Annotated in this window: 13 protein-coding genes; 6 read left to right on the forward strand and 7 right to left on the reverse strand. The window is 40.5% G+C overall.

Annotation, left to right across the window (positions count from 1 at the left end):
* Positions 1–4: 4 nt before the first annotated feature.
* From J4E76_RS03430 to J4E76_RS03450, 5 genes are all read right to left on the reverse strand, one after another.
* Positions 5–781 (reverse strand): patatin-like phospholipase family protein, encoded by a 777-nt coding sequence (locus J4E76_RS03430; RefSeq protein WP_208501268.1) that lies wholly within the window; start codon positions 779–781, stop codon positions 5–7.
* A 2-nt stretch (positions 782–783) separates the two neighbouring features.
* Positions 784–1,632, reverse strand: a complete 849-nt coding sequence (locus J4E76_RS03435) for an MBL fold metallo-hydrolase (RefSeq protein ID WP_208501269.1) — start codon at positions 1,630–1,632, stop codon at positions 784–786.
* Positions 1,633–1,641: 9 nt separating this feature from the next.
* Positions 1,642–2,304, reverse strand: a complete 663-nt coding sequence (locus tag J4E76_RS03440) for a DUF6090 family protein (protein WP_208501270.1) — start codon at positions 2,302–2,304, stop codon at positions 1,642–1,644.
* Entirely contained in the window at positions 2,294–2,971 is a 678-nt protein-coding gene (locus tag J4E76_RS03445; protein WP_208501271.1) for a DUF6090 family protein, read from the reverse strand. Before J4E76_RS03445 ends, J4E76_RS03440 begins: the two co-directional genes overlap by 11 nt.
* Before the next feature lie 82 nt (positions 2,972–3,053).
* Complete coding sequence (locus tag J4E76_RS03450) at positions 3,054–4,001, reverse strand: acetyl-CoA carboxylase carboxyltransferase subunit alpha (RefSeq protein WP_208501272.1); 948 nt, start codon at positions 3,999–4,001, stop codon at positions 3,054–3,056.
* Between the two features lie 128 nt (positions 4,002–4,129).
* Here J4E76_RS03450 and J4E76_RS03455 point away from each other — a divergent pair, with 128 nt between their 5' ends.
* The 5 genes from J4E76_RS03455 (at position 4,130) to J4E76_RS03475 (ending at position 9,763) form a co-directional block, all read left to right on the forward strand.
* Positions 4,130–5,212 (forward strand): AI-2E family transporter, encoded by a 1,083-nt coding sequence (locus tag J4E76_RS03455; protein WP_208501273.1) that lies wholly within the window; start codon positions 4,130–4,132, stop codon positions 5,210–5,212.
* A gap of 6 nt (positions 5,213–5,218) precedes the next feature.
* Positions 5,219–6,112: an FAD:protein FMN transferase gene (locus J4E76_RS03460; RefSeq protein ID WP_208501274.1), complete on the forward strand. Its 894-nt coding sequence runs from the start codon at positions 5,219–5,221 to the stop codon at positions 6,110–6,112.
* A gap of 41 nt (positions 6,113–6,153) precedes the next feature.
* Entirely contained in the window at positions 6,154–7,503 is a 1,350-nt protein-coding gene (locus tag J4E76_RS03465; protein WP_208501275.1) for a Gfo/Idh/MocA family protein, read from the forward strand.
* A gap of 149 nt (positions 7,504–7,652) precedes the next feature.
* A complete protein-coding gene (locus tag J4E76_RS03470; RefSeq protein WP_236017314.1) occupies positions 7,653–7,793 on the forward strand; it encodes a PLD nuclease N-terminal domain-containing protein in 141 nt (46 codons plus the stop codon).
* Positions 7,794–8,095: 302 nt separating this feature from the next.
* Positions 8,096–9,763, forward strand: a complete 1,668-nt coding sequence (locus J4E76_RS03475; protein ID WP_208501277.1) for a carboxypeptidase-like regulatory domain-containing protein — start codon at positions 8,096–8,098, stop codon at positions 9,761–9,763.
* Here the strand turns inward: J4E76_RS03475 and J4E76_RS03480 are convergent.
* Together J4E76_RS03480 and J4E76_RS03485 are read right to left on the reverse strand one after the other, a co-directional pair.
* Positions 9,740–11,236, reverse strand: a complete 1,497-nt coding sequence (locus J4E76_RS03480) for a hypothetical protein (protein WP_208501278.1) — start codon at positions 11,234–11,236, stop codon at positions 9,740–9,742. The two genes, J4E76_RS03475 and J4E76_RS03480, sit on opposite strands and share 24 nt — an antisense overlap.
* Before the next feature lie 123 nt (positions 11,237–11,359).
* Positions 11,360–12,100, reverse strand: a complete 741-nt coding sequence (locus tag J4E76_RS03485) for a hypothetical protein (RefSeq protein WP_208501279.1) — start codon at positions 12,098–12,100, stop codon at positions 11,360–11,362.
* A gap of 152 nt (positions 12,101–12,252) precedes the next feature.
* Between J4E76_RS03485 and J4E76_RS03490 the strand changes: the two genes are divergently transcribed.
* Positions 12,253–13,266 carry an N-acetylmuramoyl-L-alanine amidase gene (locus J4E76_RS03490; RefSeq protein ID WP_370592790.1) on the forward strand — a complete coding sequence of 338 codons (1,014 nt, stop codon included), beginning with the start codon at positions 12,253–12,255 and terminating at the stop codon, positions 13,264–13,266.
* Positions 13,267–13,314 lie beyond the last annotated feature (48 nt).

The raw sequence follows: 13,314 nt of genomic DNA on the forward strand, positions 1-13,314 counted from the left end.
ACGCTTAGACCAAGAGCTTTTGAACCACTTCAAGTTTTTGTTCTGTCTCAAAAATATGATGCGCGGCTTGATAACCTATGTCATAAATCTCATCAGAACGTTTAAGGTCAAATGTGCCATATTCTCTTAGGGACTTCGGTTCAATCACTAAATCACACTTCAACTTGCTTTTAGCCACATTCGCATTGATGCTCACCATAGAAATTCGCTCAATCATCTTTTTGGTACCACTGAGTGTTTCTTCCTTTAAAACCGGTGAGACATTGACTCCAATAACTACATCACATTGGTCGCGTATTGCTTCGGCAGGTAAGTTGTTCACCAAGCCTCCATCTATGTAAACATTCTGACCTATTTTAACAGGATCAAATATGAATGGAATACAACATGAAGCCATCATTGGTTTGATAATAGCACCCTCTTTAAAGATCTCTGGCTGTCCAGTATTGAGGTTAGTTGCTACGATATGTAGTGGGATTTGAGCTGCTGAAAAGTCGTCCTTCGGAAAATGCTTTTTAAAAATATCCTCACTTCTGCTCATGCTGAAAACTCCCTTCCAGCTAAAGGCAGGCCAAACCACCTTAAAGAGGTTTGTTTTCGAAACTAGGATCTTGGCTTCATCTACATCATAGCCGTATGCATGGAAGGCTCCAACCACCGACCCAGCACTGGTGCCTGAGATCACATCTACCTTAATTCCCAACTCCTCCAATGCCTTCAGAACGCCAAAATGGGCAAACCCACGCGCTCCTCCACCAGATAATGCCAATCCGACTTTCATATTTATAGAATCTCGTTTAGAGAGAATGTTCTGTCAAGTTTGACCCCTCTCTCCGTTCTTTTGACCGTACAACACTCATTGACCGAGTCATGTTCGAGGAAAAGCACATACTGATTGTCAGCCGCCTCTTCTAGAAATTCTTTCTTCTCTTGAAGTGTAATTAGAGGTCTGGTATCATAACCCATAACATAAGGCAAAGGAATGTGTCCTACGGATGGAAGAAGATCAGCCATAAAGACAATCGTACGGTCTTTATACTTGATTTTGGGCAACATTTGCTTGTCTGTATGACCATCCACTGCATGAATGTCAAACTGAGAAAAAGGGGAATTGCCTTCCAAGTCTATAAATTCCAAATGTCCACTTTCCTGAATAGGCAATATATTCTCCTTCAAAAAGGAGGCCTTTTCTCTTGCATTCGGTTCAGTTGCCCATTTCCAGTGATCTTTATTAGACCAATACTTAGCATTGGGGAAATGAAGTTCTAAGCGATCTCTATCATCTCCAACATAATCCACCCCACCCCCGCAGTGGTCAAAATGTAAATGAGTGAGAAACATATCAGTCACATCAGACCTATCAAAACCAGCTTGACGCAATGATTGATCTAATGAGTAATCACCATGGAGGTAATAATGGCTAAAGAACTTGGCGTCTTGTTTGTTGCCTATACCATTATCGATAAGAATAAGTCGATCACCATCTTCAATCAACAGGCACCGCATAGACCAAGTGCACATATTCTTTTCATCTGCAGGGTTTGTTCTCTCCCAAAGTGATTTGGGTACAACACCAAACATGGCCCCTCCATCCAACTTGAAATTGCCTGTATTGATTACGTGAAGATTCATTTTTGACTCCTATTCTAAGTAGGCCTCTAATTTAGGAATTAGGCTATTGATATCATCAAGTGTGCTTTGATAGATATCAAGTTTCTCCTGTTTGAGATCGCGCCAGCGACCTAAAAGGTTTTGAAACACGACATCCTGAATAAATCTATGATCAGGAACATCATTGATAAAAAAGTCAGAGTGTTTGGTTAGGTATGGGTTCATTTGACTTTGTACAAAACCCTGAGTTAGCTCTAGAATCACATCTGTTTGGTAGGTTCTGATGCGATAAAAGAAACTTATATCACTTCTTAAGTCGAAATCAGTAATGATATCGAGTTTACCCCCACTCTTTAGTATTTCATAAGTATTGGAGTTAATGAGCCAATTGTTCCTGTTCATAAAAGCACCTACATACCACTGTACAGAGTCCTCTTGAAACCCCTTTCGTCTACACAAAGCCATTAATGATTCTACAGTAGAAATATTTTCCTCAATATTGGCGATTTGGTAAACAAAGGCTGCACTATCAGATTTGAGATCGTCAACCATGGTTTTCACGAATTCATCGCCCATATGCACTTCCTTGCGCCTCTCTCCCCAATTGCTTAAGCCGAAGGCGATGGAAATCCCGATGATTACAATCACAATTTCTAGTAAAACTGCTCCGAATGTAAATCGTCTACTCTTCATTGCTTTTCAGGTTACTGATCATTGTCTTTATTGACTCACATTTTTCAATCATTGCAGCGTACGCAGTTTGACGATCGCCCAACAGGTTGAAGAAGCTCCCTAAAAGGTTGAAGGCCCTATTGGAAGCCAATGGTTTGAAATCTTCAATACCATCGCGATCAAATGAAAAACGAATATTATCAATCATGTATGGTTGAATCCTATTGTCGGCCAAGTTCTTAATTACCTGATCCATCCTTTCCAATTCCTTATACTTTACATTGTAAAGGTCTGATAAGGCTGCTTTTAGCTCAAAATCTTTTATGACATTGATGTCACCTGAATTCATCAATGACAAGTAAGTACCGTTCTGTGGATAGAAATAAGAAGCCAAGTAACTGCTGGTTACATGATGTCTTTTAAAGCTTTCTAGGGGAGCTCTTTGAAGGGTATATTGGAATACCTCAGATACGTGTTGAAGAATTACTTTGGTGGAATCGACAATCTTCTTCAGATCATCAATGTCCTTGTCAATATCGACCTGAATGGAACTGAGGTAATTCTGTTCAAGGTCCTTTCGTTTGTTTGACTCGGACCATCCTTCCAGAGCAAAGGCAATACTGATACCTATGATTACTACAACAAGTTCTATAAGGTGTAGTCCCCAAGAAATTTTTTGTTTGGCCATGCTTACTTGTTCTGTCTGAAATTAGTCAAAAAAAAGACCACGAAGCAACGCCACGTGGTCTCAAATTTGAAATTCTTACTCCTTACTCAACAACTTCCCCCATATCAGAGAATTTGTCTATTCGAGTTTTGATTCTTTCTTCAGGAGTTTTGGCCATAAGATCTTTAAGCTCTGACTTGATTCTATCTTTTAGCGTCTGATACATCTGATCGGTATCCCTATGAGCACCTCCCAGTGGCTCTCCTATGATTCCATCAACCAATCCGAAACCTTTCATATCCTCGGCAGTCAATTTTAGTGCTTCTGCTGCTTGCTCTTTAAAGTCCCAGCTTCTCCATAGAATAGATGAACAGGATTCAGGTGAAATCACCGAGTACCATGTGTTCTCCATCATTAAGACCTTGTCTCCGATAGCAATACCTAAAGCACCTCCTGAAGCTCCCTCACCTATAATGATACAAATGACCGGAACCTTCAACATAAACATTTCCTGTATGTTCTTAGCAATAGCCTCTCCCTGGCCTCTTTCTTCCGCCTCAAAACCAGGATAGGCACCTGGAGTATCAATTAGCGTAACGATTGGCTTACCGAACTTCTCTGCCATTTTGAAGAGCCTTAAGGCTTTTCTATAACCCTCTGGGTTGGCCATACCGAAATTCCGCATTTGACGCTGCTTCGTGTTTCTTCCCTTCTGCTGCCCCACAAACATTACAGTTTGACCATCAACCGTTCCAAAGCCACCTACCATGGCCTTGTCATCTTTGACGTTACGGTCGCCATGTATCTCTACAAAGTCGTCTGTAATATTATATAGATAATCTAGTGTGTAAGGCCTGTCAGGATGCCTCGAGAGCTGAACCCTCTGCCAACGCGTCAAGTTCTTGTAAGTATCTTCCTTTAAGCTTTGTATTTTCTTTTCGAGCGAAGCCACTGCATCAGAAACATCTACTTGGCTGCTTTCCGCCAATTGCTTCATCTCTGCTAGTTTTCCTTCAAGCTCAGTAATGGGTTGTTCAAATTCCAATGACATCAAGTAGTTGATTGATCAAGCTACAAAACTAAATATTAAACTGCTTTCTGACTTAATTTTTTAACATAAATGCCAATACATCTTTTTTTGGTTATTTTCAGCTTTCAAGTCACATCAAACACCTTTTTATGGCGCAAGGAATAGATTCAGATGTAAGAACCATAAAAAATATTCTGATGCTTTTTGCAGCGATCCTACTGATCGTTATTATCAAAACGCTTTCAGGATTACTGATCCCACTGGCCTTCGCTTTGTTCATTGGTATTCTACTCTCTCCAGCCATAGAGTTTCTGGAACGTAGGAATTGGCCTTATACCGTCAGCATAACCATGATCACCATTCTTACTTTGGGTTTCATGTTTTTGATTGGCATGGTGGTTTATGACACTGGATCTCAGATTTTAGCGGAAAAGACAAAATTATTAGCTCAGGTTGAAGCTAGGTTCGAAGTGATTTTGAGCCAATTAGAATTCATTCCTGGTGTACAAGAGTTGGAGGCTGATGGGTTTACCGCTGCTTTAAATAGGATTATTTCCAAGGATTTTGTCCTCAATACTTCTGGAGTTGTCGCTGGCCAATTGGGCACATTTACTTTCAACTTTATATTATCAGCTGTTTATCTGGTGGCGGTACTCGGCAGTATCGTAAAATACGAGATGTACATAAATTACTTGGAGGGAGATGACAAACAGGGCAAAGAGCGTTTATTGAATTCGTTTACAGAAGTAAAAGCCTCTATAGTCAGCTACATGAAGGTCAAGTTTTTCACCAGCTTCTGTACCGGTCTCTTCTTTGGTACATTAAGCTGGATATTCGGAATTGACTTTGCCCTTTTCTGGGGCTTTCTTGCCTTCCTGTTAAACTTTATACCTACTGTTGGATCAATCGCAGCTACTATACCACCTGTACTTTTAGGACTTATTCAAATTGATAGTAGTGGCACGTTTGTTCTGTTCATAGCATTGCTAATTGCCACTCAGTTTGTTTGGGGCAATGTGATCGAACCTTATATGATGGGCTCTTCTGTAGCCTTAAATACTGTGACGGTTATTTTAGGTCTTGTGATTTGGGGATATATCTGGGGAATCTCAGGAATGCTTTTATCGGTTCCTCTCATTGTTATGGCCCGAGTCATCCTAGCCCAGATACCTGATGCCGATTTGCTAGTGAAACTCATGGGAAGAAGTAAACTAGGAAAGGAAAAAGCTTAAGCCTAAATGGAACACTTCGAGCATGATGCTATGGCAACTCAGTTTACACTGACCATAGAGGGTGAATCAACTGAATATGCTGAAAACGCTTCTATTCAAGTATTTGAATTGATAGATCAGTTGGAGCTACAGCTGAGCCGATTTATACCTGATAGTGACATCTCGCGCATCAATCGCATGAAAGCTGGCGATCAACTCCCCATTGACTTTGAGGTCTGGGAAGTAATGAAAACGGCAATAGAGATCAATCAAATAAGCCAGGGCGCTTTCGATATTGGAGTGGCCAGACACATGGATATCTTCAGAGCTTCTAAGCAGGGCATTCTCAATGAGTTTGAAATGACGAATGCACTTGAGCAGGTTCAAACCGAGAAACTCGCTGCCGGAATTTTCATTGATCCAGAGAAACCGATGGCTTACTGTGTGAAGGAAGGTATCCAGTTCGACCTAGGAGGAATTGGCAAAGGTTATGCCTTAGACAAGTGTAAACTGAAGCTAGCAGATCTAGGCATAGAAACCTTTACTCTCAGTGCCGGAGACAGTACGCTCTTAGTGAGCAACAATACGGACACAAAAGCTTCATGGCAGTACAGCATTGCCAGCAGTAAAGACAAAATGGATTTGGAGTTGAGCAACGTTGTGGTTAGCGCTTCCGGAACATTTTATCAAGGCAACCATATCTTCGATCCAAGAACAGGCAACAATCAACTGTCCAGTGCATATCACAGGCTCTGGGTTGCTTCAGAATCCGCAGCACATTCTGATGCTTTTTCCACGGCTCTATTTCTTGTTTCGGAGGGTGAGATAAAAGAAATGATGGCCGAAAGTGACAAAATTATCTGGGTGGCTTATTCAAAGGATGGAAACCTCCAATTCCTTTCAAAAAATCACATATATTAGGTTTGCTAAACCTATAGCCTAAAATCTAAATTCTGAGGAGTATGAAAGATTCAAGTAGACGCGACTTTATCAAAACATCTACCCTGTTTGGTGGTGGTTTGATGTTAGGGAATCCTTTTAACATTACAGCGAACCCTTTGAGTGTCGCTGACAAAGTAAACATAGCAGTGGTTGGTTGTGGCGGACGTGGCAGCGGAGTGCTATTCAGCAACATCCCAAAAATCCCAAGTGCCAACCTTGTAGCTGTATGTGACATCGTAGAAAGCCGTAGAGAGGGTGCCAAGGCCCGTTTCAATTCAGAGTTCGGAGGCAAGATAAATGCCTATGAGGATTTCTATGAAATGATCGAAAAAGAGGAATTGGATGCTATTGTATTGACAACACCAGATTTTTGGCACAAGGCACATGCTGTTGATGCACTCAATGCAGGACTTCATGTTTACTGTGAGAAAGCAATGTCGAATAACATTGAGGATGCTAAGAAAATGGCTCAAGCAATGAAGTCAACAGGAAAGCTTTTGCAAATTGGTAGACAGCGAAGATCAAATGATCGATATCGCTTTACACATCAGATACTCCTAGAGCGCGAAGAGATGTTTGGCCGATTAACGCATGCCATCGGACAATGGAATAGATCACGAATCTGGACACAAAGGCCAAATAAAAGAGACAATATAGACCTCAAGAAACTCGATCGATATGGTTTCAAAACCATGGACCAGGTTTATAACTGGAGAAACTACAAAGAATTGGGTGGTGGCGTTGTTTCAGACCTTGGCTCCCACCAGATTGACATTTTCAACTGGTTCTTTGGTGCGTTTCCTCATACCGTATATGCTTCAGGCAACAATTCTTATTTCGGCCTAGAGCAAGCTGACACTATGGCAACAATCCTAGAATACGATACTCCAAAAGGTCCAGCTATTGGTATTTACGAGAACATCTCTAATTCTCGAGCTGTTGGCGTCTATGAACGTTTCATTGGTGATGATGGTGCTTTCATTATTTCAGAGGGCAAGGACAACAAGATTTATCGCGAGTCACGAGTATCTTCCAAGCGATGGAAAAAGTATATTGATAAGGGTTATTTATCTAATCTGGCTGATATGCAGCAATACAAGGAAAAAGAGTCGGGAGATTCTGGTATTAAGGAAACTGCTCCGCAGATTAGCTACGACATCAAGGACATGAATGATATGGACAAGGTGTATAACCTTGCAGCCCATACTGCTCACCTTTACAATTTTGTAGAATCTGTTCGTGGTGAAGAAACTTTAAACTACGATGCTGAAGAATCATACAAATCTGAGGTTTGTATATATAAGATTCATGAGGCCATTAATGCCGGAGGTAACAGAGTCAAGATAAATCCAAAAGAATACAATATTTAACCCCTACTTTGACGATAATTAGAAAGGCTTCGAAATGAAGCCTTTTTTGGTTCAATAAGAGAATGAAAAAACAATCAACAAACCCTTAATTCGCTGTCATGTTCTTTATGCTCATTATACTGTATATCATTCCATTCATATTTGTAGTAATGGCATTGATAGATGTCATCAGAAGTGAATTCCGAGGCAGTAATGATAAATTGATTTGGGTACTCGTAATAATACTGATGCCAGTAATTGGATCAATCCTATATTACTTTTTTGGAAGAAAACAGAAGATCAGTCAGTAGTAGACTTAAGCTTCCCAGTCCTTTTTGTGAGAGCTCACTTTGCTGTTTGGAAGGACGTAAGGTGCAACAATAGCAGCAATAAACAGGGCGATTACAATCAGTATAAACATCTCGTTTTTCTTTGACGCGAAGATGCGAATTAATGTGAAATGAGAAAAGCAATTGCTTTATAAATTAGCTGATCATGACCATTGTATGAGAAATTTAATAAAAGGCTAAACTCCTTGCCACCTTTAAGCGATATCTTGCGTCACTGTAGTATGCGAAGCCTCCTTCTCTCTTTTATCTTTTATGTCTCGAGCATGGCAGTTATCTCTGCTCAAGACACCGTTATTCTCTTGAAGGGTCAGGTGATTGAAGAGCAAACAGAGAGACCTGTACCCTTTGTGAATATTAGACTAAACGACTATTACTATGGTACATCAACCAACCTGGATGGCAGGTTTGAGTTGAAATTGAAGCAGGGTCGTTTTTCTGAAAAGAATGAGCTACATATTTCATGTATTGGTTATCAGTCTCTAGTCATTAAGCTATCATCCATTGAGCCTGATCTCTATCAAACAGTTCGCCTTACTCCCCAATTAAGTAGTCTGGATGACTTTGTAGTGAAGGGTTCAAGACTTAGACGCAAAGAAAGCAATCAAGCCAAAACAGTAGTTATGGATGCGATTGATCGAATTCCATTGAACAGGGCGAAAACCAACTACCTAGCCAATTCATTTTATCGCCACTATTGCAAAGAGGATACAGCATATGTGAGACTCACCGAAGCAGCCATTCAACTCTTTCAGCATAAGAAGAGAGGTAAATTTGTCCAGATTCCTGAACAACGACTTCATTTTGGATTGAATCATATGCGAAGAAGTTTCGACTACACCACCTTTGCCAAACTTTCACACCCACCCATTTCACTCAACTTTATCATGTCAAATGACCTGACCAACTATGAGTTTCACAATCCTCTAAGAAGAAATTTGGACGACTATGAGTTCATCATTGCCGATACTACCTCCCTTGACAATGACCCCATAATTGTAATCAATTTTGAACCGAAGGAACCCGCAAAACGGAAGCTAAATTACAGTGGAAAGTTATTTGTTAATATGACTGACAAGGCTTTCATCAGAGCTAACATCAAGGAGAGTCAAGTCTTTTCCAATAGCATTGACAGTATCCGTTCCACCATTGACAAACAGGTCTTTTTCCAAAAAGTTGAAGGAAAGTACTTTCCTCAAAGGCTCGTGTCTGATGTGCATGCCGAGCATTTTGTCTCTGGCTCTGATCAGTCGGTTCAACACCAATCTCATGTAGAGATAATGGTAAATGAACTCGTTCCCAAGGCTCCAATTACTTTTACCACAGGAGAGCCATCAGAAGAAGACTTAAGGGCCGTTCAGTACGATTCTACTTTTTGGAGCACTTACACAGTACTAGAGGCAACTCCTCTTGAGAAGAAAATCATTGAGGACTTATCAAAAAAAGTATCCCTCCAAAAACAATTTCAAGCAATAAACAAGCTCAAGGAGGGCATTCAATCTATAGTAGACAATGTGGATTTTCAAGAAGCCATAAGTACTTATCAGGGCACTCCTGTTTATACAGTCTTATGGGCCAAATGGGGAGTGCCTAATTTTTATGAACTCATTCCCTCACCGTACCTCCGTAAACTCATGAAAAAAGGAAAAGTGAAGTTACTCATGATTTCACTTGACGAAGATGAGGCAAGCTGGAAGCAAAACAGGGACATTTATGGTCTAGACAGAGAGTATGTGATTCACAAAAGAGTTCCTTTGGGTTTTGGTGATGATGTAGTACAGAAGTTCTTTCAGGAACTTGTTCCCGATTACTTGGTTCTTGGTATTGATGGGAAGATAGTAGACCACTCTCCCCCACTTCCTAACGTCACTGATGTCAAGACTTACTATAACAATCTATTAAAACAAAAGTCAATCGAGTCGCTTAACCGATAGGCTCATCAGACGTTTCTCCTTATCAAAGCTAATTCCCAGTAGCCGATCATTTGACCAGTTAACTAAAGATGTGCCTTCTTGAGTCTTTAAAGTCTTAAGCTCCATAGAATTTAAGTCTAGCGATTCATAAGAATTGTTAAGTGGATAGGAAAGTCTATTGTGAATAAAGTGATCCGACTTGGCTAGGTTTCCGAAATCAATAATATCAAAGGCAAGTCCGTAAGATTCCTTTAGCTCAAAATTAGGAGCAATCTTCAAAAAGGCGGTGTGGTTATAAGACACACCTTGATTAACAGCTTTGGCCAGGCTCTGGTCCATAAAGCGCATTTGTATTTGATCCGTTGCAGAAGCTCTGTCAATTCTACCCTCTAGGCCAGGACCACCATTGGCCTCAAACACCGCTCTACGACCATAAACATTCTGATCAATCTGCGCGGTACGATCTCTTGCTATAAACTCTCTCTCAAGTGCTCCTCTGCTTCGGTATTCGGGTTTAAATACTTCCAATGCCAGCATCAATTCTCCTTGGCTATTAAGCCTTATTCCATCAATGAAAACTGACATGTTTGCTACTCTAAATTTCTTCTCTTTAGCTATCTCAAAGCCCTTTGAAGCAACATCTTCGGAAATTTTATAGGTTGAAACCCCTTGTAGTGTCTTAAATTGCTCAAACCTTAAACCGTTGTTTTTTTTATCAATTTTTCCCCAAAAAAGTCCTTCTACCTTATCTCTCGAACCAGTACTATAAGTACCAGCGATATGAGCAGCATCAGCTGAATAAGTGGCTTTAACTGCTCTGATTTTTCTCTTTTCAAAAGATGCCAACATCTTGTTTCTCAAGATATTTCCTTCTAGGTTTAAAGATCGCCAGATCAGTGCATCTTTTCTCTGAATCTCAGCTAGCAGCAGAAAATCGAGGCCATTAGTCTCTTCGTTATATCTAGTCTCACCGATATATTTTACACGCCCTGGAACCCCTACTGGTATTGTTTCAAATGAATTGTCGGCCCTCAGTTTAAATATTACCGGGTTATCTCCGATCATGCCAGTTGCCCAAACATGATCATAATAAACCTCTACTTCACTAATTTGAAACTTATCAGAAAACTGATAATTGAATCGCTCATAGTCACCATATTCAGCATTCGCTTTTATCAACTCATATCTTTTCCCTGATCTATCAGCGAAAAGTAGAATTATTCCTTTTGACGAAACTTGTTGAAAAACAGGAGACATATCCTTAGAGAAAGGATACATGTTTTTCCATGTTTGCTCTAACTCATTGTTTAGGCCTGAGTACTCTAAGGCTAAGTCGCCAGAGCTTAACTGGACCATATTTCTGTTAAGCAAAACTATCCCAAGCGTGTCTACTGGGTACACATTGTATGCCCCTTTAAAGCTTGCCGTCTTCTCGTCCTGAGAAAAACAGGGAATAGTCAGAAAAATCAAAAAAACTGAAATGAGTCGCTTCATAGCAATAGAGGAATGAAAAGTCAATTTAGAAAAGAACATTCTAAGGCTTTATTCTTAACGGGTATTATTTCATTAAGAATGACAAGCTCAATCATCTATACGTTGTAAGGTGCTATTGCGTTTTTACCTCTTTTTATACCAATACTTGTTTGGACTCTTAGGATCAAAGACATCTGCAGGAATTTTACGGGAAGCATCAATGTCCAAATAGTTTTCAATTTGGAGCATCCGCTCATCTAGGTAAAAAGTCACAGTTTGCTCTACCCAGCCCCCTTCTACTTTCTTATGGTCACTATATTGTACGTCTAATACGGCTCCTCTACCCGTTTTACTAATTCTTCTGATCGTATAAAAGTGATCTGCATCGATCCAGAATTGCTTCGTAGACAAGTCTCCGGCTTTGGCACCAACAACATAGGCACGTCTTCCATTCAACCTATCTTCTCTGAAAATTGAAGTGTCATAGCCGTATTCCTTCAGCTTAGCCATAACCCTTGAAGGGGAAATAAAATACATCCCTCCCTTAAAAAGTAAGAACTCCTGTGGTTCCTCTCTGGCAGACTGAAAGTTATAATCTTGAAAACGATAGGCAGAGTCATTTCTGAAAATTATAAAGCGCCCTTGCTCATTATAGTCAATCCTAAATAAGTCGGGATAACTAACCGCTTCGTGCCAAATAGCAGTGTCTCTGATGGCTCCGCTTTGATTATAGCGAATAGTCTCTTGCGTGAAGGTAAACTCCTTGAACCAAGCACTACGGTTTTTCACTTGCATGGCATCTAGAAGTTGGCCTGTATTTGTGATTTGAGCAGTCAGGGTATCGACCATCATGCACAGTGCAAAAAGTATCAACAATCGCTTCATGTACTAAAGCTATCAATATCTATTGAGATCTAGAACGTGAGAACTTGCTAAAACAAGGCTCCATTATAAAACTGTATTTCAGATACTGACAAAGCCAGTTGACAATCACCGAACTTTTTAGCAATTTCAGGTCTGATTGCGATGGCAGCTCAGTGAAAAGATTTTTAGTTCTCTTTATACTCCTACAAGCCCTCTGGATTAACACCTCCATCGCCCAATCGACTCCAAAAACTGTTATCGCTGTCTCGGGGGATGGTATCCACAAAATCCTTATTAAAAACGGCTTCGATCCTATTAAATATTACAAAGAGTTCGTACGGCTCAACAAGAAGAACATTAGTAGATCGAATGGCCTTTTCATTGGAAAAAAATATACACTACCAGTAGCAAAAGAAGGCGATACTAAGACCACGACAGGTGATAATAAGACCATAAACTTTCCCCTCTTTGGTAAGAAGTACTCCAAAGTGCCCATTGAGAGTAATGTGCTAAAAGGAGCTGTTTACTACCTGATCTCCGGCCATGGCGGACCAGACCCTGGAGCTGTTGCGAAACGCAGCGGTAAGACTATCTCTGAAGATGAATACGCTTATGATGTCACACTCCGCCTAGCACGAAGCCTCCTCTCGCAGGGTGCTGAAGTTTATCTGATCATTCAAGATAAGAATGATGGCATTAGAGATGAGAACATTTTGAAAGTGGATTATGACGAAGTCAACTACCCAGATCAGAAGATTCCAAGGAGCCAGAAACTTCGTTTGAGGCAGCGTACAGCATCTGTCAACAAGCTCTTCAAGCAAAACGGTAGCGCCTATCAGCGATTAGTCGTAACGCATGTAGACAGCCGCAGTCAAAGGCAGAAGATTGATGTATTCTTCTATCATCATAAGAATAGCAAGAGTGGAAAGCGATTAGCAGACAACCTTCAGAGCACATTCAAAAAGAAGTACGCCAAGTATCAACCCAACCGTAAATATACAGGCACGGTTGAGACCAGGAGTAACCTCTATGTAATTAGAAACACCTTACCTCCTGTTGTCTATATAGAGTTGGGTAATTTGAAAAACACCGTTGACCAAAAGCGCATTCTTAATGCCACCAACAGAGATGCTTTAGCCAAGTGGATTTCAGAAGGCTTGGCGTTGGATTACAGCAAGTCCAAGTGATTTGTGCAGAACCAGAATTTTAGAAAAGCCTATTTATTTCTTAAAAGG

Origin of the sequence: Roseivirga sp. E12 (assembly GCF_017592825.1) — a bacterium.
In the GTDB taxonomy this organism is placed as follows: Bacteria; Bacteroidota; Bacteroidia; order Cytophagales; family Cyclobacteriaceae; genus Roseivirga.

What these genes read in the sequence shown, in the direction of transcription:
- J4E76_RS03430 (WP_208501268.1), bottom strand. Translation starts at nt 781, where the DNA reads ATGAAAGTCGGATTGGCATTATCTGGTGGAGGAGCGCGTGGGTTTGCC.
- J4E76_RS03435 (WP_208501269.1), bottom strand. Translation starts at nt 1,632, where the DNA reads ATGAATCTTCACGTAATCAATACAGGCAATTTCAAGTTGGATGGAGGG.
- J4E76_RS03440 (WP_208501270.1), bottom strand. Translation starts at nt 2,304, where the DNA reads ATGAAGAGTAGACGATTTACATTCGGAGCAGTTTTACTAGAAATTGTG.
- J4E76_RS03445 (WP_208501271.1), bottom strand. Translation starts at nt 2,971, where the DNA reads ATGGCCAAACAAAAAATTTCTTGGGGACTACACCTTATAGAACTTGTT.
- J4E76_RS03450 (WP_208501272.1), bottom strand. Translation starts at nt 4,001, where the DNA reads ATGTCATTGGAATTTGAACAACCCATTACTGAGCTTGAAGGAAAACTA.
- J4E76_RS03455 (WP_208501273.1), top strand. Translation starts at nt 4,130, where the DNA reads ATGGCGCAAGGAATAGATTCAGATGTAAGAACCATAAAAAATATTCTG.
- J4E76_RS03460 (WP_208501274.1), top strand. Translation starts at nt 5,219, where the DNA reads ATGGAACACTTCGAGCATGATGCTATGGCAACTCAGTTTACACTGACC.
- J4E76_RS03465 (WP_208501275.1), top strand. Translation starts at nt 6,154, where the DNA reads ATGAAAGATTCAAGTAGACGCGACTTTATCAAAACATCTACCCTGTTT.
- J4E76_RS03470 (WP_236017314.1), top strand. Translation starts at nt 7,653, where the DNA reads ATGGCATTGATAGATGTCATCAGAAGTGAATTCCGAGGCAGTAATGAT.
- J4E76_RS03475 (WP_208501277.1), top strand. Translation starts at nt 8,096, where the DNA reads ATGGCAGTTATCTCTGCTCAAGACACCGTTATTCTCTTGAAGGGTCAG.
- J4E76_RS03480 (WP_208501278.1), bottom strand. Translation starts at nt 11,236, where the DNA reads ATGAAGCGACTCATTTCAGTTTTTTTGATTTTTCTGACTATTCCCTGT.
- J4E76_RS03485 (WP_208501279.1), bottom strand. Translation starts at nt 12,100, where the DNA reads ATGAAGCGATTGTTGATACTTTTTGCACTGTGCATGATGGTCGATACC.